The following is a 23,479-nucleotide window of genomic DNA, read 5'->3' as shown; positions in this document are numbered from 1 at the left end:
TGTTTCGGCGTGGCTGCGAAGGCGAAGGCGATCGAGCTCGAGGTCGGTGACCGGCTGGTGCGGGTGTCCAACCCGGACAAGCCGTACTTCCCCGCGCGGGGCATCACCAAGGGGCAGGTGGTCGAGTACTACCGCACCGTCGCGCCCGTGCTGCTGTCCGTGCTGCGCGACCGTCCGGTGGTCCTGAAGCGCTACGTCGACGGCGTCGAGGGTGAGGCGTTCTACCAGAAGCGCGTGCCGAAGGGCGCCCCCGACTACGTCGAGACCGTGACCGTCCGCTTCCCCTCCGGCCGCCCTGCCGACGAGATCTGCCCGACCGAGGAAGCCGTGATCGTGTGGGCGGCCAACCTCGGCACGTTCGACTTCCACCCGTGGCCCGTCCGCCGGCCTGACGTCGACCACCCCGACGAGCTGCGCATCGACCTGGACCCGCAGCCGGGCACGGACTTCTCCGACGCCGCCCGCGTCGCCCTGGTGCTGCGCGAGGTGCTCGCCGACGCCGGCCTGACCGGCTACCCGAAGACCTCCGGCGGCCGCGGCATCCACGTCGCCGTCCGGATCCGCCCCGAGTGGGACTTCGTCGACGTCCGGCACGCGGTGATCGCACTGGCCCGCGAGGTCGAGAAGCGCGCGCCGTCCCTCGCGACTTCGGCCTGGTGGAAGGAAGAACGCGGCTCGCGCGTCTTCATCGACTTCAACCAGGCCGCCCGCGACCGCACGATCGCCTCGGCCTGGTCGGTGCGCGGCACGGCCCGCGCGACCGTCTCCACGCCGGTGGAGTGGGACGAACTGTCCACTGTGGACCCCGATGACTTCGACGTGCTGACGGTGCCGAAGTACCTCGCCGAGCGCGGCAATCCGCACGAGGGTCTCGACTCGGAGGCGTTCGGCATCGAGACGCTGCTGGAGTGGTACGCGGCCGACCCGCGCGGCGAGATGCCGTACCCGCCGGACTACCCGAAGATGCCGGGCGAGCCGATGCGGGTGCAGCCTTCGCGTGCCAAGCGTCCTACCAGCGGAAACGCGAAGGAGTAGCGCTCGGCGAGATCCGTACAACGCTCACTCGCCTGATAACCTCCGAGGCATGTCAGAGCGGCTTGATCGACTCGCAGCCTCCTTCGACAGAGCGCTGAGAGCGGACGGAAAAGCAGAGCGCACAAGGGTTCTCTACGGGCAGAGCATCCGCTTCTTCTCGGAATGGCTTGTGCGAGAAGGGCGAGAGCCGGAGCTCGACGAGTTCACCCGCCTCGCCGTGCGTGAGTGGCTCAGCGAGCTCAAGGACACGAAGTCCCCCGGCACGGTCGCCGTCCGCTTCCGTGGGCTGCGCAGGTTCTCGCGGTGGCTGGTCGTGGAGGAGATCCGCGACAAGAACGTCATGGCGGGCATGGAGGAGCCGGAGGTTCCCGAGAAGCCCGTGCCTGTCCTGGAGGACGATGACCTCGCCGCCCTGCTGAAGCTGTGCAAGGCCAAGGACTTCAGGTCACGTCGTGACGAGGCGATGGTCCGGCTCTTCTTCGACTGTGGCCTGCGCGTGGCTGAGCTGTGCGGGATCCAGCTCGACCATGTCGACCTCGACGCCGAGGTCATCCAGGTGACCGGCAAGGGCGGCAAGACCCGCCTGATCTATCCGTCCGCCAAGACGATGCGGGCCATCGAGCGCTACATCCGCGAGCGCGGCAAGTCCAAGCACGCCCGCACGACGAAGGCCCTGTTCTTGTCGCAGCGGGGCGCCTGGTCCGTCGATGGCGTGCGTGACCGCTTGGGCGTCATGGCCAAGCAGGCGGGCCTGGACCACATCAACCCGCACAAGTTCCGCCACACTTTCGCCCATGATTTTCTGATCTCTGGTGGTCAGGAGCGCGACCTCAAGCGCCTGGCTGGCTGGACTTCCGACACGATGTTGGAGGTTTACGGCCGCAGCACGGCACAGCAGCGCGCGGCCCATGCCACTCGTCGACTCGCTCGCGGTAACCGCGTCTGAACAAGGCACAGCACCTCGTCTCAGGCTGGCTTACTGCGCCGAACGAGTGGTCTTCGTCTCAAAGAAGCTGTTGTGTGGCAAGGAATCTAGCTACGGCTGTTTGCGTACAACGCTGATGCCTGCTGTCCTGTTCATGTCCACATCGAACGCACCGCACCGGAGGAGCCAGGCATGAAGGCGAAGGTCCCTGATGGCCGCCACCTCCTCCGAGAAGTCGCTGCAAGCACGAGCCGCCGTCACCACTCGCTGGGCGAAGGTCACCGATCGCGAGGCTGAGACCGCACCGGCCCGCAAGGGCTTCCTCGCCAAGCTGGAGCGCGAGGTCGACCCCGAGGGTGTTCTTCCTCCCGAGGTTCGCCACCAGCGCGCTGTGGAGCTCCGCAAGGCACATCTGCTCCGTGCGGCTCTGAAGTCCGCTCAGGTGCGCCGTCAGCGCCGGGAAGCGGTGCAGTCATGAGCACCAGGACCGACGAGAACCGTCTGCGTCGTGTGGCCACGCGTACGGGTCTACGCCTGGTGAAGTCGCGTCGCCGCAATCCCGAGGCCATCGGCTTCGGCGGGTACATGCTCCTCGACATCCGGACCAACGTACGAGTCTTCGGCCTGATCGACTCACCAGAGGCGTTGGATCTCAACGAGGTCGGCGAGTACCTGGCGAAAGAGGCCGAGCCGCCTGTGGCAGAACCAGAACATCGCGTTCAGGCTTTCAAGGTCGTACGTGAGCCTGTTCGCTCCCCGGAACCCCGCGTCCGCACCTTCACCGTGGTTCGCGAACCTCTGCCTCCGACCGTTCCTCGGGCGATCGTGATCGAGGGAGACCTGGTGCGAGCCCTCGAAGTCAACCGTGCGGCCGTCGAGCGGCAGACGCTCGAACGCCGAGGCGATTCCCGATGACCCGCCAGGACATCCGCGGGTACCGGTTTGCCGGCCTTTGCGCGGCCGTCGCCGTTGCCGTCTTCTGCCAGTCGCTTCTGGCTGGCCTCTCCGTGGTCGCGATGGTCGTCGCGGGCTGTCGCTTGCTCCGCATCCTGTCGAGCTGACCCTGAACGAACGGCGGCCCCGAGTTGTGAGCTCGGGGCCGTGACGTTTCGAGCAGTCCTGTCCGTGCGGGACGGACTGCTCAGAAGAGGTGACGGGCGGACACCCGTGAGCCTCGATTTCCTTCAGCGAAAAGGAACGACATGCAGAGCGAAGAATACCAGGAAGACAACGCTGCGGAAGGTGCCGGAGCGTCGGCGTTCGCCACCATCAACTGGGTGGCTGAGCTGCCCTGGACCTACATCGGGAAGAACGACAAGCAGGTCGACCGCGCCATCCGCCAGGTCGCCTTCGCGCTTGCTCGTCGCGCCGACGGAGCCACCGGCAAGCGCGCGTACCCGAGCCTGAACGAGATCCGTGAGGTGACCGGACTCGACCGGAAGTCCATCGCCAGCGCGCTGGAGCGTGGCATCAAGCTCGGCTTCTGGAAGCTCCTGCCGACGAAGTCCAAGTACGGCACCGACTGGTACGAGCTTCAGCTCGACGCGGACCTCAGTAACCTTCGTCAGGTCATGGGCGCCAACCGTGCCGCCGAGCTGAAGGCCAACGCAGAGAAGGCCAAGAGGACTCGTGCGCGTGCCAAGCAGAGGCAGCTCGGCGACGCGTACCGGGAATCCGAGCGGTACGTACCGGAAATCCCACGGGGTACGTACCGGGAAAATGAGGGGGTACGTACCCCGTCGGATTCCACCGGACCAGCCCTTGAACCTGCCCCTGTCGACCAGCCCGTCACCGACCCTCTTGCGCCCGCTTCGCGGTCGCGGGGGACCAGCGAGGTCCCGGCTGAGGAGAAGCAGGACGCCCAGGAACCCGTGGCCGATCACACCGAAGAGGAGCCCGAGCTGATCAGGAACTTCACGACGTCCCTGGACAAGCAACCAGACGCCTCCTTCGTGGTCGAGACCGCAGAGGAACTCAACGCGACCCTGGACAAGATCTTCGCCACCGAGACGCCTCAGAAGGCCTCAGACCGCTCAGCCATCACCGCGACCTCGGACGACACTCTTCAAGCCGCCCTCGACGCCCTCGGCCCCGTGGCCGACGCGCGCTACGAGCCCGGTCGGCCGATCGAGCGCCGTCCAGTCCCGATCCTCACCCCGGAGGAGGTCGAGCGGCAGGTCGCAGCTCGCCACAAGCAGCCCACCGAGGCGCAGAGGAAGCATCAGGAGTTCCTGGAGCAGCAGAGGAAGTTCGACGCTGAGTACGAGGCCGCGAACCCGTTGCCCAAGCGCTCCGAGGGTGTCGACATGGTCCAGCGGGCTCGCGAGGCTCTGGCCAAGGCACCTCGCCGCCGTGGTGGGCGCAAGAAGAAGCAGCCAGCCGCCCCGGAGAACCTTCAGTCCTACGAGGGCGTCAAGTACGAGTTCGCGCCGTATCTTGTCGAGCCGCACAAGGCTCAGGAACTTGTCGGCACGCCGTACGACCCGGCCCGGTTGTTCAAGGCCTATGAGGAGGCCCTGGCCGAGCGAGGGCTGACGATGGACTGGCAGTACTCCGGCGAGCTGCGCCGGTTCATCAGCGCCTTCTTGCTCCACGTCGGCGGAGACGAGAACCGCGTGGCGAAGGCGTTGCAGTCGGTGCTCGACAACGAGTCCGTGACGCACCCGCACAACACCAAGGTCATCGTCACGTTCGCCGGGACTGCCCTGCTGTCGGGGCTTTCCTTCATCGGCTCAAAGGCGCTCGGCATTCACTTGAGGAGGTCGGCGTGAGTGCTGAATTGCACCAGCTCTACCTGGAGCAGGCCCGGCGCGCGTTCGGCATGTACGCCAGGACTGTCGAGGTCCAGAACGAGGCGAACGCGCCGATGCCGACGTGGGACGACCTGGACAACGCCGAGCAGGTCGCGTGGGTGGCGGCTGTTGTTGAGCTCTGTCGTGTCTTGGGCGCGGATGACAGGCGGTTCAGCAGGTCGATGACGTGGAGTCATAAAAAGGATCTGCGCCTTCGGGATTAATGGAAATTTCGAAGTCGGCTGAGCTCATCAAACACATATATTCCTTCGCCGTGGACTGAGGTGTCGATCGCCACTTTGAGTATGCCTCCTGGGACGTCTACGTTGTGATCTCTATGTATTACCCCAATCCGCTTGCGGGCGGGAAAAAGGGACTCCAGGATGACCATGGGAAGGGTTACTCTCTGAACGCCCGGAAGAACGGCTGCGTCGCTCACTAAGACTTGGGCGTCTGCTCGCAAGATGGTCTCGTGACCTACGATCCGCCTGAGTCGTCTTAGGACCAAGCGACGACGTATATAGGCAAGATCGTAGGCCGCTTCTAGGATTGTTGCCGTCCAATCGATAGACCCCTGCTTGCTTGTTGGGTCAAAATCATCGGGCAATATTGCCTCCTCCCTGCCTGCTGCTAGATAAACGGAAAGTCTTGTTGCTTCCTTTCGAATGGTCTGACGAGCTGCAACGCGTCTCTTCGCGCTTTCCTCTGTATGAACTTTCCAGGATGACATAAGTACGCCTGCGGCACCTCCGACGATGGCGGAGGTCAGGATCGTGATCGGCTCGAACGGCAAGGCGTTGTATCCCTTCGTTGGTGGGGGTGCATCTGCCTATCGCTTGGTCATCTCGTTGTGCAACTTAAACTGCACGACCGCCTGTCGGACCACCTCCAGCCCCACGGAAGGGGCAGGAGGTGGTCTCGTTGTCCCGCAACACGCTCACCGATTTCCGCATCGACACCAGGTCCGGCTTCACGACCCCGTGCCACGTCTTCCTCGGCGGCCTCAATGGTCCCGGCTACGGCCAGCTTTCCCGTCCCGTCGAAGGAACCCGTCTCGTGCACCTCGCCGCCTGGCGAGTGACCAACGGCCCGGTGCCCACGAGCTTCGAGCTCGATCACGCGTGCCGTGTCCGGGTGTGCCGCAACGTCGAGCACCTGAGTGTGGTGACGTCCGCCGAGAACACCCGGCGCCGCGTGATCGATCACAGCCGCCGCCGCAAGCCCCAGTTCGTCCACACGGGCCGCTTGGAGCTCGGTGGCACCTGCCAGAGCGGACGGCATGTGATCGGCCCTCAGGACATCGCACGGCGCCGATGCCTGGCTTGCTACAACGAGGCCTGCGCGGTCTCCCGCGTCCGCTTCCACCAGCAGAGCCTGGCCGCCCAACGAGGGGACTGGGTCACCTTCCGCCGCTTGGCCACCAACCGCCGGCCTGTGCCCGCGGTCGAGTTCGCCCAGCCTGCCGTCTGACCGTCCCGAGAAGGCTCCTGGAGCGCACTTTCCTTTCACGGTAACGGCGCAAGGTCGTAGGTTTTCTGGAGGGCTCATGCACGTGCAGCACCCCTTCGCGGTGGTTCCGGAAGGCGCGACCTACCCAGGGCCGCACAGCGATGCCGAGGCCCGGCGTGGCAAGTGGCTGGTGAAGGCGAGGTACTTTGCGGGGCACCGGCAGAAGGTCTGCCACGGGCGGACCTTCGTCGTCGAGCCCGGCGCCGATGTGCGCGCGATCCTCGCCGAGGTCGCGGATGAAGTCCGGCGGGTCGTCGAGCTCTTCGTGTTCGACGACGAGGACCGGTGCGTGCCGATCCCAGGCCAGCTGATCACCGGGTGGTCGATCGTCCTGCCGTCAGCGAAGTCACCTGGCAACGCGAAGCGGTTCGGGAAGGGTTAGAACCAGAGCAGGGTGGTCCGTGAGACCCGGCGCAACAGCCTGATCGCCTTGCGGACCTCCTTGGAGTCCGGCGGCTGACGCAGGGCGATTTCGAGGAAGCCTTTGGGAATCCCATCGGCGTACTTCTCGTCGCGGTGAGCGTGGATCATGCCGATGATCGCGGTGCCCATGATGTCCTCCCCCTTCTCGCTGGCGGGCTTGGCAACGGCGATGTTGAAGGCGACCGGACCGACCAACTCCTTGAGGCGACGGTCGAGCAGCCACCGGCGGACTCGTCCGAGGCCACGCGATGCCACCAGAACCTTCGAGGCCCAGATGTAGTCGCTCATCCATTGCGACGCGTCCGACCGGCCTGGAACCAGCTGGGCCTGATACGCCACCGCTTGGGCCAGCAACTCGCCAGCGGCCTCCTCGACGCGGTCCTGCGCGAGCACCCGGCGCTTGGCCCGCTCCTCGCGGTCGACTCGCCATGACGCGAGGATCAAGCCTGCGAGGCCACCTGCTGCGGCCGACGCGATGATCGTGTTGGGCTCGAACGGCACGAACGCGCTCCTTCCCTCCGGTGCGGGAAGCCCATTGTGTCTGGAGGGGTGGGCGTTTCGGGGTAGGTCCGCCGGGCAGTAGGTGCGGAGACTGAGGCGAGGTCTGTCCGAGGGCATGAAGTGGTTCGGGAAGATCACCACGACTTCGCGAGACGCGTGAGGTGGCGTCGCACGTCCCGGATCGCCTCGGAGTTGCGATCCGCCCGGACAGCACGGGTTAGGAGCCCGCGCAGGTCGCTCGGTGAGTACTTGTCAGGTTGGGCTGCACGGATTACGGCGGCGGCGTCTGCCCTGGTGTGTTTGTCGCCCGTAGTGGAGGGTCGGGCGTACGCGATATCGCAGCTGAACCTGCCCAAAAGGATTCGAACGCGACGCTTCACTAGACGTTGACGGATCGGACCGAGTCGTCGTGCGGCCAAGGCAACGCTGAAGGCCCACTCGTAGCCAGGTGTCCAGCCCCCTTTCTCCCAGGTCTCTTTCTCCATGAAGCCAGCCTGGTAGGCGATGACCCCCAGCAGCACGTCGCTCACCGCGTCATGCACCTGGTCCTTGGCCGCTGCCCGCCGCTTGGCCTTCTCCTCCTGGCCCGTTTTCAAACTGGCGAACACGATCCCTGAGATGCCGCCTGCAACGGCGGACGTGATGATCGTTGCTGGGTCGAACGGCACGCGTGTGCCCTCCCTCCGGTGCGGGTTCGTTAGTGCATCGTCGGTCGACGCATCCGTGTGACATCACTTCAAACGGTCGGCTGTGTGGAATCACCGTCCGATCAGGACGTCCTGTAGCAATTTTCCTTGCTACACAAGGGAAGTAGCTCAAGATCCGATGCGAGTTCGTTATTTTCAACGCGTGTAGAACGTGCCTAACATGGTGCAAGATCCCCCGCGCGATCGCGCCTTTCACCTCGGCTGAAGCCACTTCTCCTGCCTTGACTCAAGGAGCCCTTGACGATGGACACGCCTGTCTCCGGTCTGCGGATCCTCGTCGACGGTGTGGACCTCGCCGGTGACGTGACCGAGTACGCGTTCGAGACGCCCCAGCTCGTCCACAGCCTGGGGGACTACTTCGACGGCGCCAGCTTCCTGGGTGCCATGGGCTTTGCCTGTTGTGTCCGAGGCGCGTGGAACGAAGAGCACGTCCTGGCCCTCGGGCGGCGCACGCGTGGTGGCGAGTGCCTCGTCACGGTGATCAAGGACGACCTCGCGCTGGAAGTTCCCTGCGACGTCGCCGACCTCCGTGCGGTCCGGCTCGCTGACGGTCGCCTGATCTGGGAGGCCGCCTTCGTGCTGGCCAAATCCCTCTGCTCCACCGCCATGGTCACCTGGAAGGAACTGGTGGCCTGAGTTGATGAACGCCGCGCAGCAGATCGACGGGGCCGAGCGCAAAGCTCAGGTCCTCGACCTGTTGCGCCGTGGCTACTCAGGTGCTGAGGTCGGTCGCAGGTTCGGCATCAGCCGTCAGCGCGTGCACCAGATCAAGCAGGAGCACCTCGCCGAGCTCGCGGAGCACGCCGAGCAGTCCACCGCCGAGTACCGCCTGGACGCCCTGGAGCGCCTGGAGCAGATCCGCGAGGACCTGCGCAGGATCGCCGACGCCCAGCACCTGCTCGTGTCCGGCGGCAAGGTCGTCCGCCAGGGCAAGCCCTGCATCGACTACGACGCCGAGGACAACCCCGTCGCCGTCATCGACGAGAACGAGGGCGCACCCCTCGTGGACGTCGCTCCCGTGCTGACCGCTCTCGACAAGCTCATCAAGGTCGAGGACCGCTGGTCGAAGCTCCTAGGCCTCGACGCCCCCGTGAAGCAGGAGATCAGCGGTGGCGTGACCTTCGAGTACCGGTTCGCCGGGGCGGAGGACGTCTGATGATCCCGATCCGAGTGCGGCTTGGCGCCTACGCCCCTGACCATGTGTCAGCCTCCCCAGGCCTGCTGGAGAGCTTCTCGCGTCCGGCGCACCTGCGCCCTGACGTCGTGGTGCCCGTGCCGAACCGGGCTGATCGTCGCAAGGCGCGCAAGCGGTGACGGCCCCCGCGATCGTGAAGGTCGAGCACGAGCTGCGAGGCGCGGCCCGTGAGCTCATGTGCACCCGTGACCCCGAGGTCCTGCTCTCCGGCCCGGCCGGTACGGGCAAGAGCCGCAGCTGCATGATCAAGCTGCACACGGCCGCGATGAAGTACCCCGGCATGAGCGGCCTGGCCGTGCGCAAGACCGCACGCTCCTTGGCCTCCTCGTTCACCGAGGAGTGGGAAGACCTCACCAAGGCCGAGCTGGAGACCGGGGTCCTGAAGTTCTTCGGTGGCTCGCAGCGCAAGCCCGCGCAGTACCAGTACGAGAACGGCTCCACGATCACGCTGGGCGGTCTCGACGACCCCATCAAGATCATGTCGACCCAGCGCGACTTGGCCTACGTCCAGGAGTCGACCGAGCTCACCGAGGACGACTGGCAGTCGCTGGTCACCCGCATGCGCGGCAAGGTCATGCCCTACAAGCAGATCATCGCCGACTGCAACCCCTCGCACCCCAAGCACTTCCTCAAGCAGCGCGCCAACGAAGGCGTGATCAAGCTGCTCATCTCGGTGCACGAGGACAATCCGCGGTTCTTCCACGCCGATGGCACGATGACGGCCGACGGCATCGACTACATGTCGAAGCTCGACTCGCTGACTGGCGTGCGGTACCTGCGCCTGCGCAAGGGCCTCTGGGTGGCTGCCGAGGGCGTCATCTACGACGGCTGGGACGAGTCGCACCACCTGATCGACCGCTTCGAGATCCCCGAGGACTGGCCCCGGTACTGGATCGTCGACTTCGGCTTCCGGAACGCGTTCGTCGCCCAGTTCTGGGCGGAGGATCCCGACGGCAGGTTGTACCTGTACCGCGAGCTCTACATGACCGAGCGCCTGGTCGAGGACCACGCCAAGGACATCTTGCGCGCGGTCACCAAGCCGACCGTCCGCGACGAACTCCTGGACCGCCACGAGCTCGGCCCGCTGGAGGACATCGACAGGGGCTACCGCGACTGGACCGAGCCCGAGCCCTACGAGGTCATCACCGACCACGACGCCGAGGGCCGCGCGACGCTGGAGAAGTACCTCGGCATCAGCACCACCGCCGCCGACAAGGCCGTGCTGGAGGGCATCGAGCGCGTCCAGGCGCGCATGAAGCGCCAGCTCGACGGCAAGGCGCGGATCTTCTTCATGCGCGACTCCCTCGTGGAGCTCGACAGGAGCCTCGCCGCCGCGAAGCAGCCCACGTGCACCGTCGAGGAGATCCCTGGCTACCGCTGGGACCCGAAGGACGGCCCCGGCAAGAAGGATCGTCCTCTCAAGGAGCAGGACCACGGCTGCGACTGCATGCGCTACATGGTCGCCCACAAGGACCTCGGCTCGGCCGACCTCAACTTCCTGGGGTGGGTGTGATGGCCGCTGAGTCGCGCATGAAGCGCCGCATCAAGGTGATCGGACTCCGAGTGCGCTTTCTCATCCGCAAGTGGCGCAGCGGCGTTCTGGTGACCTCAGGCCTCGGCTTCCTCAGCGCTGCCGCGTGGACCCTGCACACAGTCGCCGGCCTCGCCGCGGTGGGCATCTCGCTGCTGCTCGTCGACCTCGGCACGAGGGGGCGCAGCTGATGCAGAACCCCCTGACGATGCTGACGAACCTCGTGCCCACGCCGTACGTCGGCAAGGGCGAGAGCCGCACGTGGAACTGGGGCCTGGGCCGCAACTCCGCGCTCAAGCAGCTGAACGCGATGGGTCAGAACGGCACGCTGTTCTCGATCGTCAACCGGATCACCACAACCTCCGCCTCGGTGGAGTGGCACATGCACCGCGAGCGTCCTCGTGCCTCGGTGACGTGCTCCCTGTGCGGTGAGCCAGGCGTCGAGCTCGTCACTAAGCACCCGGCCCTGATCACGCTGAACAAGCCGAACGACTTCTTCGACCGCGTCAACTTGTTCGAGTCGGTGGGGCAGCACGTCGAGCTCACCGGTGAGGGCTGGATGGTCATCAGCCGCATCGGTGCGCTCAACGTGCCCTGCGAGCTGTGGCCTGTGCGTCCCGACCGCATGGAGCCGGTGACCAGCCCGAACCGCTTCCTGCTGGGCTACGTCTACACCGGACCCAGCGGCGAGCAGGTTCCGCTGGACCGCAAGGACGTGCTGTTCATGCGCATGCCCAACCCAACGGATCCCTACCGAGGCATGGGCGCAGTCCAATCGATCATGCACACGCTCGACAGCGTCAAGTACAGCGCCGAGTGGAACAACAGCTTCTTCCGCAACAACGCGCGTCCCGCTGGCCTCGTGAAGGTCAACAAGCGCATGCAGCCGCGCGAGTGGGAGAAGTGGCGCGAGCGCTGGAACGAGACCCATCAGGGCGTCTCCAACGCCGGTCGTGTCGGCATGATCGAGGGGGAGATGGAGTGGATCGACCTCAAGATCTCCCAGCGCGACATGCAGTTCACCGAGCTCGCGCAGCTGGACAAGGCGACCATCCGTGAAGCGTTCGGCATGCCCAAGTTCAGCGTCGGCGACGTGGACGACGTCAACCGCGCGACCGCCGACGCCGCGAAGGCTTGGTACGCCGAGGCCATCACCGTCACCCGCCTGGACCGGTGGAAGGGCCTGCTGAACAACCAGTACCTGCCGCAGTTCCCGGACCTCGGCCTGGGCAAGTTGTCGCTCGTCTACACCAGCCCGGTCCCCGCCGACCGCGAGGCGGATCGCGACGACAAGAAGGCCGCAGCCGAGGTCTACAAGACGTTGATCGACGCGGGCGTGCACCCGGATGACGCCGCGATCCAGGCCGGTCTCCCTCCCATGAGGACGGCGACGCCACCACAGCAGGACAACAACTTCGGGGCCGAGCTGAAGGGAGCCCTGGCGTGAACAAGCAGCGCGTGGAGCAGCTTCTCGGGTCGATCCGCACCAGGGTGGAGAACCTGGCGGGCGCACCCACACAGAAGCGCGAGCTCAAGCCCAGCAACGAGGACGGCGCGACCGCCATCTACCTCTACGACCGCATCGGCGGTTGGGACGGTGTGATCGCCAAGGACGTGGCCAACGCGCTCAACGGCCTCGGCGACGTCACCGTGCACATCAACAGCCCCGGTGGCGACATCTTCGAGGGCGCGGCGATCCACAACCTGCTGCGCAACCACAAGGGCAACGTCACCATCCGGATCGACGGCAACGCCTCGTCGGCCGCCTCGTTCATCGCGATGGCAGGCGACCACGTGGTCATCGAGGCCAACGCCACGATGATGATCCACGAGGGCAGCGCCCTGTGCGTGGGCAACGCCCAGGACATGCGCGACGCCGCCGACGTCCTGGACCTGCTCAGCGACACGATCGCCGAGATGTACGCGGCGAAGGCCGGCGGAACCGCGACCTCCTGGCGCACCAAGATGCGCGCCGAGACCTGGTTCAACGCCAAGGAAGCGCTGGCGGCCGGTCTGGTCGACGAGGTCGCCTCCGCTGGCAAGTCGGACAACGCGCTCGACCTGTCCATCTTCGACGCACTCACCCCACCCGCTGCCACATCTCTCGTGGCGGCAACGAATCACGCTCCCGAGACCGAAGGCGTCAAGGGGTTCGCGGCAGAGCTCAAGGAGGCCCTGGCATGACCGCTGTACTGGCGACCCCCACCACGCCGAAGGAGTGGGAGGACTACCTCACGCGGTCGAATCGACCTCAACGCCGTCGTCACCACGGGCGTCGTGGGTCTGGTTCAGACCGGCTCCGGCACCATCGACGGCGCGGTGACCGCGTACTGCACGTGGGTGCCGCTCACCGACGGCGCGACGCTGGTGGCTGCCTGATGGAACTCGATCCGCAGGACTACTGGGACCGCAAGAGCCGCCAGGGCACGCCGGAGTTCACCGACGAGGACGCCCGCCTGGTCAAGCTCTACGAGCGAGAGGGCTGGCTTCTCAGCGCCGGAGAAGGCGATCCCTGCGTCGTCGACCCCGAGGGTGTCGCTTGGTATGGGGAGCAGGAACTCGTGGCCGAGGAGGGCGTTGAGGCGCCGGAACCGGGCAAGTACGAGGGCCTGTCCTATGCCGAGGTCCGCGAGCAGGCCAAGAGCCGCGGCCTCAATGCCGGTGGTTCACACGAGGAGATCGTGGCCCGGCTCGAAGAGCACGACCAGAAGCAGGGCTGACCGGTGTCGTGGGAGCAACTCCTCAGCATCTACAGGCAGAACGCCGAGGAGTTGCACCGCGCCGAGACCGAGCAGCCGCTGGAGTGCCCGAACTGCGGCAGCCCGCTCGATGAGGCGCGTGGCCTCCTCAACTGCCCGATGGGCGACTGGCAAGGGCCTGTCGGCCGACCTGCCTGACAACTGAACACACCCCATCACCTGGGCAGCACCAACGCCCTAGGCCAGAAAAGCAAGGCAGAGGCGAGGGAATCCATGGACGCCACGGGTTGGTACACCACCCGCGAGGCGGTGAAAGCCGACCTCGACTTCAAGGAAACCGCACGCACCAACCGGATTGTCGACCGGGCGATCGCAGGTGCCACGCGGTCCATAGAGGGCCTGATGCGCCGGAAGTTCATCCCTCGCCGCGCCACGGTGGCCTTCGATTGGCCGGCAAACCCTCGCTCCCGCTCCTACCGCCTGTGGCTCGACGAGAACGAGTTCATCAGCGTCGACACCATCACGGTCGACGGCGTGGAGATCCCGAGCTCCTCGTACCTGCTCTACCCCAGCGACGGGCCGCCCTACGATCGCATCGAGGTCGACCGCAACAGCTCCGCCACGTTCTCCTCGGGGACGTTGCAGCAGGGCGTTCTGGTCACCGGATGGCTCGGCTACACCGACGACCAGGAGGACGCGGGCACGATCACCGCGGGCCTCGACGACGAGACGACCACCGTGCTCGTCACCGACTCCGTGACCATCGGTGTGGGCTCGATCATCGAGGTCGACGCGGAGCGTATGGCCGTGGTGGACAAGCGCATGGTCGACACCACACAGAACCTCGCCTCCGACCTGGACGATGACGTGAGAGTCGACACCGTCCCGGTCGGCAGCGGCGCCGCCTTCACCGAGGGCGAAATCATCATGATCGGCGCGGAGCGCATGCTGATCTACGAGATCGCGGGCAACAACCTGATCGTCCAGCGAGCCTGGGACGGATCCACGCTGGCGGCACACACCAATGGCGCCGACGTCTACGCGCCCCGATCCCTGCGGGTGAAGCGAGGCGCGTTCGGCACCACGGCCACCGACCACGCCGATGACTCCACCATCACCGTGTGGATCGTGCCGGAGCTTCTGGAGGAGCTGTGCGCGGCCGAGGCCATCAACACCTTGCTCCAGAAGGAAAGCGGCTACTCCCGGCGGATCGGCTCCGGTGAGGGTGAGCGCGAGGCGAGCGGACGGGGTCTCAAGGAGCTCCGCGAGCGTGCCGAGGTGCTGTACGGGCGGGTGCTGTCATGAGCATCGAGTTGAACGCACGGGGTCCGGTCTTCGACGAGCGCGGTCCTCGGGCCATGCGTGAGTTCGCTGACGAGCTCGGCGAAACCCTGGCCGATGACGGCGTCAGCGTGGTTCGCGCCGAGTTCGCGACGGTTGTGCAGCACCCCACCGGTCGCTATTCACGGTCGATCCACGCGGTTGGCTACGGCTCCCTCCACGAGGTCAACGACGGCGGCATGGTCTATGGCCCGTGGCTCGCCGGTGTTGGCTCCCGCAACCGGAAGAGCCGGTTCAAGGGCTATGCGCATTGGCGGCGCTCCACTCAGCAGCTCGTGCGCCGGATCCCGGCGTTGGCGCAGCGACTCAAGCCGCGCTTGCTGGGGAGGCTGAAGTGAGCCTGGACTTCACACCCGCGCTCAAGCGGATCGAGTCGATGATCCTGGCGACTGGTCTGTTCAAGCAGGTGAACCTGCACGAGCCGAAGAACGCGCCCGGCAAGGGCTTGGTGTGCGCGGTGTACCTCGACGACATCGGCCCGGTGCCGCAGGAGTCCGGCCAGAACGTCACCACCGGCCGCGTGGTGTTCAAGGCCCGGATCTTCCTGCCGATGCTGACCAAACCCGAAGGCCTGATCGACCAGACCATCGGTCACGCGGCCTGCAAGATCATCGAGGTTTTGTCAGGCGACATCGACCTCCAGAACAACGTGAAGTACGTGGATCTGCTTGGGGCGACTGGAACCACGCTGTCCGCGAAGGGCGGCTACCTCACCATCGATACGACCATGTTCCGGATCATGGACGTGACGATCCCGTTGATCTTCAACGACATCTGGAACCAGGGAACGTGATCACATGACTGAGCGAACAGGCCTCGGGTTCCGGTTCTTCGCCGACGGGTACGAGATCTCCGGTGGCATCAACGCCATCGACGAGATCGGTGGAGGCGCAGCGCCACTCGACTACACGGCCATCAACCAGAACGCGATGGACCGCAGGCTCGGCATCCGGAACGGGCGCATGGGCCTGAAGTCCTTCCTGGACGGCGACCCGGACACCGCCCACGACCGGCTGTCCGCGATGAGCCAGTCCAACCAGATCCTGACCGCGCTCGCCGGAAGCACGCTGGGCGACCCGGCCGCATGCCTTCAGGCGAAGCAGGCCAACTACGACGCCACTCGGCCCCAGGACGGCAGCTTCCTGTTCACCACCCAGGCACAGAGCAGCAGCACGCCGCTGGAGTGGCAGGAACTGCTGACTGCCGGCCTGCGCACCGACACCGCGGCCACCAACGGCACGGGGGTGGACTTCGCGGCCGCGACCAACTTCGGCCTCCAGGCGTTCCTCCAGGTCACCGAGTTCACCGGCACCGATGTGACCGTGAAGCTCCAGCAGTCCAGCGACAACGGCGCCACCGACGCTTGGGCGGACGTGGTCGGTGGCAGCTTCGCGCAGATCACCACCGATCCCCAGGCGCAGCGCATCCAGACGGCCCGGAATCTCGCTGTGGAGCGCTACTTGCGCGTGGTCACCGTGACCACCGGCGGATTCACCAGCTTGTCCTTCGTCTGCACCGTCGCAAAGAACGTCGTTGAGGTGATCATCTGATGGACAGCCTTCTTGCTCACACGCTGGGCCTGAGCAACCCTTTCCGCCGCAGGATGAACTACATCCAGCCCAATCTGCCCGCGTCGGCCATGAAGACCTACAGCATCCGGCAGCCTCTCAGCACCCACTTCCGTGCGGCGGGTTGCAAGGAGGCCGGATGCCTCAACTACCTCTTCGGCTGGCGCATCCACATTGAGCCGATCGCCAAGCGCCCCAACGGCGAGCTCCTGTTGCGCGACATCAAGCAGTCGGGCAGGCGGTTCCGCGTCGTGGACGAGGGTCCCGGACAGACGTACTGGGTCTTCGAGGCCGGTCAGCTCTGTTTCGACGGTCAAGCGGGGCGCCACAGGGTCGCCGTGGGCAAGCCCGCGCTGTTCGTCGTCCGAGGCGGCGACTGGCGTGGCAATCCACGTGGCGAGCAGCGAGTGCACCACAACCTGGCCGACTGGATCGACGACATGTCAGAACACCGCGACAAGCTGATGACCCGGTTGGCGCAGGGCTGATTCTCAACCCGCTCCTGTTGGGGCGTAACGAAGGTAGGTGGTTCAAATTTCGAAGCAGACGGGCATTGCCCTCACCACGCTGTCGGTGGACGACGCGGGCGGCACTCCACGTGACATCCGTTCCGCAGTCACCAACTGGGACCTGGCGTTCCCGCGCGGTGTCCAGGACGTCACGGGCCAGGACGCGACCGCGATGGACCGCCTCCTGCTCCTGGCGGACAGCTCGGTCAACCTGGCGGGTGCCGTGGACGCGGCGAGCAACGGCCAGCACGACGTCTTCAAGACCGTGACGACGACCTCGGTCGCTCGCACCGTCTCGATCGACGCCGGGACTCCTTCGGTCGGCAACGAGTACCTGTTCACCGACTACCAATGGACGCGTGCCCAGGACGGCTCCCTCGTGTGGGCCTCTCCGGGCGTGCTGACCGGCGGCACCATCAACGCGTGGGCGTGAGGCAGAGACATGGCCAAGACCACCTTCACCAGACGCAAGATCTACAAGCTCGTGTGGCCCGAGGGCGCCGAGCTGGAGGGCCTGGAGGTGCGCGCGAAGGCGATCCCCTTCCGCGCGTACCTCGTCATCGCGGCCCTGCTCGACGGGGACGCTCCAGACACGCACGAGGACGACGACGGCGCCGTCTACGACTTCAAGGACAACCCGGACTCCCAGTTCGAATACGTCATCAAGAAGTTCGCCGAGGCGCTCGTGGACTGGAACCTGGTCGAGGACGACGAACCGGTCCCGGCTGACGAGAAGGGCATCTGGTCGCAGGACCGGGAGCTCGTGCTCATCACCATCCGGGCCTGGATCGACGCGCTCGCGAGCGTGAGCCGCCCTTTGGCGCAGCCCTCGCCCGCTGGCGAACCGTTGGCGGGGGTATCGATTCCGATGGAAACGTTGTCCGAAAGCCCCGAGAGCTAGAAGAGGCAGAGTGGATCCTCCAGAAATGCAGGGAATACGGCTGTTTGCCGAGTGCATTGCTGGAGGAATCCACCGAGCTTCTTGAGCTTGAGGCCATCGTCGCCGAGGGAGGCGTATATGAGTGACGTCGAAATTGTCGTCTCCGACAAGTACGTCTCACGAGGCGGTTTCGGGACGGCGAAGAAGGAAGTCAAAGAGCTCGGCAAGGACGTCAAGGACGCAGACAGGGACTCCAAGAGCCTGGGCAAGTCGCTGGGCTCGCTGGGTCCCTCGGCCAAGTCCGGCGGGTTGCAGATCGGGTCGGCGCTCTCCTCCGGCGTCTCCAGCGCCCTTGGCTCGGTCAAGAACGAGATCCCCAAGCTTCTGACGAACCCAGGTACCGCTGGAGCGGCAGCGGGTGCGGGTCTCCTTCTGGGTGGCGCGATGTCCGGCGCCCTCGTCACGGGCTTCGGTGCGGGACTTGCCGGCCTTGGTCTTGTCACAGCGTCGAAAACCCCTGCGGTCAAGAATGAGATCACCAAGCTCAAGCAGGACATTGGCGCGGAAATGTCCACCATTTCCCAGCCTTTCGAGAAGACCTGGAAGGACATCACCTCCTCGGCTCGCCGCGGTTTCGCGGAGATCAAGCCGGAACTGTCTGCGATGTTCAGCGATGTCGCTCCGGAGGTTTCTCGATTTGGTGACAGCCTCGTCACCGCGCTTGCGAAATTCGGTCCATCCATCCAGCCGATAGGACGAGCCTTCAAGGCGGTTCTGTCCGACTTGGATGGACGACTTCCGGGAGTTGTCGAAGGGCTCGCCGACAGCTTCGCTGATCTGGCGCGCTCGGTGGAGAAGAACCCCAAGGCACTCGGCGACGCCATCTTCCTCATGGGGAAGTTCGGCGAGGTGGCGCTGGGAACGATGGGGGTCCTGAACGACCTCTACGAAGTCGCGAAGGAGAACCTCCTCCCGGACTGGGCGACTAGGGCCATCGACGCCTGGAGCATGGTCGACGAGAAGATCAACGCGGTCAAGGAGTCGCAGGACGGCGTCACCGCCAGCGGCAACCGCGTCACCCCAGCCATGCGCTCGATGGCGGAGGCCCTCTCTGAGGTCGCGGACGAAAGTGCGGACGCGGAGACCCGAGCGCATGGTCTGCGTACGGCGATGGACCAGCTGACTGGGCAGACCCCCAGCTACACCGAGGGGCTCGCCAACGCCTCCGATGCGGTGCGTGGCATGAAGGACATGTTCGAGACCGCCGAGGACCGAGCCAAGGGGTTCGGTTCCGCGCTGCTCGACCAGTCGGGCGCCTTCGACGTCACCAACGAGAACGGTGCCGAGTTGTATAAGGGCGTCCGGGACGTGACGGAAGCCTTCGACGACATGGCAGCAGCGGTGGCCAACGGCCAAGGCAGCCGCGAGCAGTTCGTCGCCGACGCCAACCGGCAACGCGAAAGCCTCAACGCCGTGTGGCGTGCGGCGGGCCTCAACGAGCAGCAGATCAACTCGCTCAACCGTGCCTACGGCTTGACCCCGCAGCAGATCCAGACACGTCTCGACCTCCTGGGCGTCAGCACGGCACAGGGGATGATCGACGGCTTCATTCGCATGAACAACGGCCGCACTATCCAGATCTACACGTCGGTGCTCGGTTCTGGTGGCCTTGCCTCTGCCGGCCGTTTGGCGACCGGTGGCATCAGCTCCACGGCGCACGCCGCCACCGGTGGAGCCCGCGGTGGCGACACCATCATCAACGAGCAGGGCCCCGAGAACGTGCGTCTGCCCAACGGCTCCACGGTCATCAACGCGGGCACCACGCGGCGCCTGGAGAAGCAGATGTTCGGTGAGGGCGGCATGGGTGGCGGCAGCCCCATCACCGTCGTGCTGAAGCTCGACGGCAAGCAGATCGCGGCGGTCCTGGTCGATCCGCTCAAGGGTGTCGTGCGTAAGCGCGGCGGTAGCCCGGAGGTGCTCGGCTGATGACCCGGCTCGTGAACGACATCGTCACCAAGCTGTACCTGGCGTCGGACTGGCGCGACATCTCCAGCGACGTCCGCGCTGCTGGCGGGATGGACATCACCCGGGGCCGCAGATCCGAGGACGGTGACTCTCCGCCTCAGACGTGCACCTTCACCCTCGACAACACCTCGGGCGACTACACCGAGCGCGACCCGATGGGCACCTGGTACGGCCACCTGGGGCGCAACACGCCCCTGGAGGTGTCGCTGCGCATCGCCAAGGACACGTGCAGCTCCACCGTGGTCGACGGCTGGGGCACCATGGACACCGACGCGGCGGGCGCCTGGACTTCCTACACCTGGATCACCGCCGACGGTGCGCCGAGCGACTACGCGAAGTCGAGCGGCAAGGCCACGCACACGATCAGCGTCGCGAACACCGGCAAGAACTGCTACCTCGACGGGTTCTCGCACCGCGATCTGGACGTCACGACCACGATCACCACCAACGCCTCCAGCAACATCGCCGGTGGCGCGATCGCCGTCGACTACCTGATGCGGATGCAGGGGTACTTCTCGGACTACTACTACGTCCGGATGCTCCTCAACACCGATGAGTCCATTGGGGTCGACATCGGGGTCCCCTCAGTTGGATCCATCGTTTCAGGTGGCTCCATCGCGGTTCCGGGACTTACCTGGACCTCTGGGCTGGTGCTGAAGTTCCGGGCGCAGATCGAAGGCCAGACGATCCGCGTCAAGATCTGGAACGCGGCCTCAGCCGAGCCCTACGACTGGAGCCTCACCCTGATCGATGAGGCCCTACTCGCTGACACGGACACGCTCAGAGTGTCTGCTGGCGGGTTCGCCATCCGGTCTCTCACCGGTGCTGGCAACACCAACGTCCCGGTCGTGGTCAGCTTCGATGACATCGACATCCGGGTACCGATGTACTTCGGCGAGGTCTCCGAGTGGCCGCAGACCCGTGATGTCTCGGGCACCGACAAGACCGTGGAGATCGAGGCCTCTGGTGTCCTGCGGAGGCTCAGCCAGGGGCGCAACCCCATCTCCGCTCCGCGCAGGGCCATCCCCAACGACTCCGAGTGCACGTACTACTGGCCGCTGGAGGAAGGCCCTCTCGCTACGGTCGCCAAGCCTCTCGTGGGCAACGCGAACCTGCTGTCCCTGTCGCTGGGGACCGGCTCGGCGAGCGTCTTCGGTGAGGGCACGCTGGCGCCGTGGCTGCTGAACGGCCCCATCGTGAAGGACGAGGTGCTGGGCGTTGAGGCGTACACGCTCAATCAGCCCCTGTTCACCGCCGCGAACGGGTGGCGGGTCGAGTACTTCAGGCAGGCGATCGAAGTCGACGACGCCGGGGATTCGTTCTACGTCTCGGACAACGCGGACGGGCTGTGGCTGGTCACCATCGACCACAGCACGGGTGACATCTCGGTTCTGAGCCCTTACAGCACCGTGACGACCACGCACGCCCCCCTCACCTCGGGTGAAGGGGCCTGGATCAAGTTGGTCGTCCAGGGCTCCGGAACCGTCACCTGGTCGCTTTTCATGAACGATCTCCTCCTGTTGACGAGCTCGGCAGCAGGCAGCGCGCAGGCTGTGCGGCAGATCGTCTTCACCGGAGGCGCACGTGGTTTGGCCATCGGCCACATCGCGATCTACCACGGCAACACCGCCTCCGGCTCCCTGATCTACCCGATGCTCGGCAACACGGGCGAGCGAACGCTGGATCGGTTTGTTCGCCTCTGCGATGAGAACGAGGTCGCGGCGACGTTCATCGGAACGTCCACCGACAGCGCGATGATGGGTCCACAAGGGGTGAAGACCACCGTCGAGCTGCTGCGCGAGTGCGCCGCCACCGATGGCGGCATTCTCTACGAGGACCGGACTTCCGGCGGACTCGTCATCCGCACGCTCGCGTCCATGTACTCGCTCTCCAGCTGGGCCACCTTGAGCCTGTCCGGGGGTGAGTTGTCGCCACCGTGGAAGCCGACCAGCGACGACCGCTACCTGCGGAACAAGGTCACCGTCGTGCGCGAGTCAGGCGGCAGCTCCACGTACGAGATCACCTCGGGCAGGATGTCGACCCTGCCACCGGAGCAGGGCGGCGCGGGCACGGTCGACGACTCCGTGACCCTCAGCCTGTCGAGCGAGGAGCAGATCCTCGATCAGGCGGCCTGGCGCGCGCACCTGGGCACGGTCGATGAAGAGCGCTACCCGGCCGTCGTGGTCGAACTGCATCGCGACGAGATCCGCGTCAACAACCCGACCCTGTACGCCAAGCTGCTGAGCTTGGACGTGGGGGACCAGATCACGCTGTCGGACCTGGACGCGACCGGGATCTATGACAACCCGGACCAGATCGTCATCGGCTACGAGCGGCTGCTCACGCGGTTCACTCACACGCTCAAGCTGAACTGTGCTCCCGCGTCTCCGTACAAGGTGCTTGTGCTGGACGGGGACAGGCGCCTCGATTCCCGTTCGTCCACACTCGACGAGGACCTCGACACCACCGAGACGGGTGTCGACGTTGCGACTTCGGATGTGTTCGATCTGTGGGCTACGACAGCCGCGAATCCTGGGGAATTCCCGTTCGACATCATCGTGGGTGGTGAGCGGATGACCGTTACGGCGATCACAGGTTCGACATCTCCCCAGACTTTCACGGTGACGCGATCGGTCAACGGGGTCGTCAAGCCACATTCGGCGGGAGCCGAGGTTCATGTCTTCGAGCCGTTCCGGTTCGGTCTGTAGGAGGGCACGATGACGTTCGTTTCTGGTCAGAGAGTGACCGCCGCGCAGCTGAATTCCGCAGCTCCCATCGGTGCCGTCCAGTCGGTGGTGAACACCACCGCTGGCACAACCTCAAGCGGGACTTACACGGACACGCTGACTGGCACGTCTACGGTTTCGTTGAATTTCGTTGTGCCGCCCTCCGGCGCCATCTGGGTGACCACCAACGTCGGAATGTTTTCTGGAGCCAACACCGTTTACGCCGTCACTTCCTACCGCATCTCTGGATCGCAATGCCGCTAAGTTAGCGATCTTGGATGTGGCTGTGTAAGGCCGTGAAGTGGTTGGCACTACGGTGGTTCGGTGCCGTCGCCTCGCTCGTTCACCGATGGAATCAGCATCGGTGTGCTGACCCGCCTGTTCGATCGTGACCTGGTGGACGAGGTGCTGGTCGAGACAGGGCGTCGGGAGAAGCGTTCACGGTTGCTGCCCGCGCGGGTGGTCGTCTATTACGTGCTGGCGTTGTGCCTGTTCTTCGGTGACGGCTACGAGGAAGTGATGCGCAAGCTGGTCAACGGCTTGCGGTTTCTGGGCACGTGGCGGACTGGCTGGCAGGTGCCGAGCACGAGCGCGATCTCCCAGGCGCGGCAACGGCTCGGCGAGGAGCCGTTGCGGGTGTTGTTCGAGCGGGTCGCGGCGCCGATGGCGCAGCCAGGCACCAAGGGCGCGTGGTTTCACGGGTGGCGGGTGATGGCCGTCGACGGCGTCATCGTGGATGTGCCCGACACCGCGGACAACCTCGAGGCTTTCGGCAAGACGGGGCATCAAGATGGGAAAAGCCCGTTTCCGCAGGTGCGGATCGTGGGCTTGGGTGAATGCGGCACTCATGCGATCGTGGCTGCGGCGATCGACTCCTGGCGCGTCTACGAACGTGAGTTGTTTGCGCGCGTGCTCGACGATATTGAGCCGGACATGGTGGTGCTGGCCGACCGCGGGTTCTTCAGCTACGAGTTGTGGTGCCAGGCGCGGCAGACCGAGGCTGAGCTGGTCTGGCGTATATCCGATAACGTCGATGTGCCGGTGCTGGAATGGCTGCCGGATGGGTCCTATCGAGCCGAGCTGCTGCCCAAGAACATGAAGTCCGACCTCAAG

At 65.5% G+C, this 23,479-nt stretch carries 31 protein-coding genes and 1 pseudogene; 30 read left to right on the top strand and 2 right to left on the bottom strand.

Annotated features, from left to right (window positions below):
* Nucleotides 1-9: 9 nt before the first annotated feature.
* From ligD to AOM45_RS43145, 10 genes and pseudogenes are all read left to right on the top strand, one after another.
* Nucleotides 10-1,035 carry a non-homologous end-joining DNA ligase gene (ligD, locus tag AOM45_RS43180; protein ID WP_030471929.1) on the top strand — a complete coding sequence of 342 codons (1,026 nt, stop codon included), beginning with the start codon at nt 10-12 and terminating at the stop codon, nt 1,033-1,035.
* A gap of 49 nt (nt 1,036-1,084) precedes the next feature.
* Nucleotides 1,085-1,348 (top strand): annotated as a pseudogene (locus AOM45_RS53940) (phage integrase N-terminal SAM-like domain-containing protein); the annotation flags it as partial.
* Nucleotides 1,349-1,981: a tyrosine-type recombinase/integrase gene (locus tag AOM45_RS43175; protein WP_236704045.1), complete on the top strand. Its 633-nt coding sequence runs from the start codon at nt 1,349-1,351 to the stop codon at nt 1,979-1,981. It abuts the pseudogene before it with no gap.
* Nucleotides 1,982-2,171: 190 nt separating this feature from the next.
* A complete protein-coding gene (locus AOM45_RS43170) occupies nt 2,172-2,438 on the top strand; it encodes a hypothetical protein (RefSeq protein WP_051784435.1) in 267 nt (88 codons plus the stop codon).
* Nucleotides 2,435-2,875 carry a hypothetical protein gene (locus AOM45_RS43165; RefSeq protein WP_030471932.1) on the top strand — a complete coding sequence of 147 codons (441 nt, stop codon included), beginning with the start codon at nt 2,435-2,437 and terminating at the stop codon, nt 2,873-2,875. The genes AOM45_RS43170 and AOM45_RS43165 overlap by 4 nt, the downstream gene beginning before the upstream one ends.
* Nucleotides 2,872-3,021 (top strand): hypothetical protein, encoded by a 150-nt coding sequence (locus AOM45_RS51505; RefSeq protein ID WP_156094251.1) that lies wholly within the window; start codon nt 2,872-2,874, stop codon nt 3,019-3,021. The genes AOM45_RS43165 and AOM45_RS51505 overlap by 4 nt, the downstream gene beginning before the upstream one ends.
* A gap of 141 nt (nt 3,022-3,162) precedes the next feature.
* On the top strand, nt 3,163-4,731 hold the full coding sequence (locus AOM45_RS43160; protein WP_030471933.1) for a hypothetical protein: 1,569 nt from the start codon (nt 3,163-3,165) through the stop codon (nt 4,729-4,731).
* Nucleotides 4,728-4,976, top strand: a complete 249-nt coding sequence (locus AOM45_RS43155) for a hypothetical protein (protein WP_030471934.1) — start codon at nt 4,728-4,730, stop codon at nt 4,974-4,976. Before AOM45_RS43160 ends, AOM45_RS43155 begins: the two co-directional genes overlap by 4 nt.
* A 688-nt stretch (nt 4,977-5,664) precedes the next feature.
* Nucleotides 5,665-6,222, top strand: coding sequence for an HNH endonuclease signature motif containing protein (locus AOM45_RS43150; protein WP_035912866.1), 558 nt, complete (start codon nt 5,665-5,667; stop codon nt 6,220-6,222).
* 76 nt (nt 6,223-6,298) lie between these two features.
* Nucleotides 6,299-6,643, top strand: a complete 345-nt coding sequence (locus tag AOM45_RS43145; RefSeq protein WP_030471936.1) for a hypothetical protein — start codon at nt 6,299-6,301, stop codon at nt 6,641-6,643.
* Here AOM45_RS43145 and AOM45_RS43140 read toward each other — a convergent pair.
* Together AOM45_RS43140 and AOM45_RS43135 are read right to left on the bottom strand one after the other, a co-directional pair.
* On the bottom strand, nt 6,640-7,185 hold the full coding sequence (locus tag AOM45_RS43140; RefSeq protein ID WP_030471937.1) for a hypothetical protein: 546 nt from the start codon (nt 7,183-7,185) through the stop codon (nt 6,640-6,642). The genes AOM45_RS43145 and AOM45_RS43140 overlap by 4 nt on opposite strands.
* A gap of 134 nt (nt 7,186-7,319) precedes the next feature.
* The gene (locus AOM45_RS43135; protein ID WP_030471938.1) at nt 7,320-7,853 is read right to left on the bottom strand and encodes a hypothetical protein; all 534 of its coding nucleotides are present in this window, start codon (nt 7,851-7,853) and stop codon (nt 7,320-7,322) included.
* 282 nt (nt 7,854-8,135) lie between these two features.
* Between AOM45_RS43135 and AOM45_RS43130 the strand changes: the two genes are divergently transcribed.
* The 20 genes from AOM45_RS43130 to AOM45_RS43050 all read left to right on the top strand — a co-directional run.
* A complete protein-coding gene (locus AOM45_RS43130) occupies nt 8,136-8,528 on the top strand; it encodes a hypothetical protein (protein ID WP_030471939.1) in 393 nt (130 codons plus the stop codon).
* A 4-nt stretch (nt 8,529-8,532) separates the two neighbouring features.
* Entirely contained in the window at nt 8,533-9,048 is a 516-nt protein-coding gene (locus AOM45_RS43125) for a helix-turn-helix domain-containing protein (RefSeq protein WP_030471940.1), read from the top strand.
* Nucleotides 9,048-9,206: a hypothetical protein gene (locus tag AOM45_RS51500; protein WP_156094252.1), complete on the top strand. Its 159-nt coding sequence runs from the start codon at nt 9,048-9,050 to the stop codon at nt 9,204-9,206. The genes AOM45_RS43125 and AOM45_RS51500 overlap by 1 nt, the downstream gene beginning before the upstream one ends.
* Nucleotides 9,203-10,600, top strand: a complete 1,398-nt coding sequence (locus tag AOM45_RS43120) for a phage terminase large subunit (protein WP_030471941.1) — start codon at nt 9,203-9,205, stop codon at nt 10,598-10,600. Before AOM45_RS51500 ends, AOM45_RS43120 begins: the two co-directional genes overlap by 4 nt.
* Nucleotides 10,600-10,809 (top strand): hypothetical protein, encoded by a 210-nt coding sequence (locus AOM45_RS43115; protein ID WP_156094253.1) that lies wholly within the window; start codon nt 10,600-10,602, stop codon nt 10,807-10,809. Before AOM45_RS43120 ends, AOM45_RS43115 begins: the two co-directional genes overlap by 1 nt.
* Complete coding sequence (locus AOM45_RS43110) at nt 10,809-12,065, top strand: phage portal protein (protein ID WP_030471943.1); 1,257 nt, start codon at nt 10,809-10,811, stop codon at nt 12,063-12,065. Before AOM45_RS43115 ends, AOM45_RS43110 begins: the two co-directional genes overlap by 1 nt.
* On the top strand, nt 12,062-12,802 hold the full coding sequence (locus tag AOM45_RS43105) for a head maturation protease, ClpP-related (protein ID WP_051784436.1): 741 nt from the start codon (nt 12,062-12,064) through the stop codon (nt 12,800-12,802). The genes AOM45_RS43110 and AOM45_RS43105 overlap by 4 nt, the downstream gene beginning before the upstream one ends.
* 194 nt (nt 12,803-12,996) lie before the next feature.
* Nucleotides 12,997-13,338, top strand: coding sequence for an SAP domain-containing protein (locus AOM45_RS43100; RefSeq protein ID WP_030471945.1), 342 nt, complete (start codon nt 12,997-12,999; stop codon nt 13,336-13,338).
* Nucleotides 13,339-13,341: 3 nt separating this feature from the next.
* Complete coding sequence (locus AOM45_RS51495) at nt 13,342-13,515, top strand: competence protein CoiA family protein (protein WP_156094254.1); 174 nt, start codon at nt 13,342-13,344, stop codon at nt 13,513-13,515.
* 75 nt (nt 13,516-13,590) lie between these two features.
* Nucleotides 13,591-14,622: a hypothetical protein gene (locus AOM45_RS43095; protein ID WP_030471946.1), complete on the top strand. Its 1,032-nt coding sequence runs from the start codon at nt 13,591-13,593 to the stop codon at nt 14,620-14,622.
* Entirely contained in the window at nt 14,619-14,996 is a 378-nt protein-coding gene (locus AOM45_RS43090; RefSeq protein ID WP_030471947.1) for a hypothetical protein, read from the top strand. The genes AOM45_RS43095 and AOM45_RS43090 overlap by 4 nt, the downstream gene beginning before the upstream one ends.
* The gene (locus tag AOM45_RS43085) at nt 14,993-15,451 is read left to right on the top strand and encodes a hypothetical protein (protein ID WP_030471948.1); all 459 of its coding nucleotides are present in this window, start codon (nt 14,993-14,995) and stop codon (nt 15,449-15,451) included. The genes AOM45_RS43090 and AOM45_RS43085 overlap by 4 nt, the downstream gene beginning before the upstream one ends.
* A gap of 4 nt (nt 15,452-15,455) precedes the next feature.
* On the top strand, nt 15,456-16,208 hold the full coding sequence (locus AOM45_RS43080) for a hypothetical protein (RefSeq protein ID WP_035912869.1): 753 nt from the start codon (nt 15,456-15,458) through the stop codon (nt 16,206-16,208).
* Nucleotides 16,208-16,714 carry a hypothetical protein gene (locus AOM45_RS43075; protein WP_030471950.1) on the top strand — a complete coding sequence of 169 codons (507 nt, stop codon included), beginning with the start codon at nt 16,208-16,210 and terminating at the stop codon, nt 16,712-16,714. Before AOM45_RS43080 ends, AOM45_RS43075 begins: the two co-directional genes overlap by 1 nt.
* A 37-nt stretch (nt 16,715-16,751) precedes the next feature.
* Nucleotides 16,752-17,168 carry a hypothetical protein gene (locus AOM45_RS43070; protein WP_051784437.1) on the top strand — a complete coding sequence of 139 codons (417 nt, stop codon included), beginning with the start codon at nt 16,752-16,754 and terminating at the stop codon, nt 17,166-17,168.
* A gap of 9 nt (nt 17,169-17,177) precedes the next feature.
* Nucleotides 17,178-17,636: a hypothetical protein gene (locus AOM45_RS43065; protein WP_030471952.1), complete on the top strand. Its 459-nt coding sequence runs from the start codon at nt 17,178-17,180 to the stop codon at nt 17,634-17,636.
* A gap of 117 nt (nt 17,637-17,753) precedes the next feature.
* Entirely contained in the window at nt 17,754-19,601 is a 1,848-nt protein-coding gene (locus AOM45_RS43060) for a hypothetical protein (protein WP_030471953.1), read from the top strand.
* Nucleotides 19,601-22,348, top strand: coding sequence for a hypothetical protein (locus AOM45_RS43055; protein ID WP_030471954.1), 2,748 nt, complete (start codon nt 19,601-19,603; stop codon nt 22,346-22,348). Before AOM45_RS43060 ends, AOM45_RS43055 begins: the two co-directional genes overlap by 1 nt.
* Nucleotides 22,349-22,357: 9 nt before the next feature.
* Nucleotides 22,358-22,630 carry a hypothetical protein gene (locus tag AOM45_RS51490; RefSeq protein WP_156094255.1) on the top strand — a complete coding sequence of 91 codons (273 nt, stop codon included), beginning with the start codon at nt 22,358-22,360 and terminating at the stop codon, nt 22,628-22,630.
* Nucleotides 22,631-22,690: 60 nt separating this feature from the next.
* Nucleotides 22,691-23,479 (top strand): IS4 family transposase (locus tag AOM45_RS43050; RefSeq protein WP_156249769.1); only part of this gene is annotated, 789 nt, incomplete at its 3' end.

It is taken from the genome of Lentzea aerocolonigenes (assembly GCF_000974445.1).
GTDB classification, from domain to species: Bacteria; Actinomycetota; Actinomycetes; order Mycobacteriales; family Pseudonocardiaceae; genus Lentzea; species Lentzea aerocolonigenes.
Note: the sequence above shows the minus strand (reverse complement) of the source record. Positions and strands in the feature narration are given on the sequence as shown.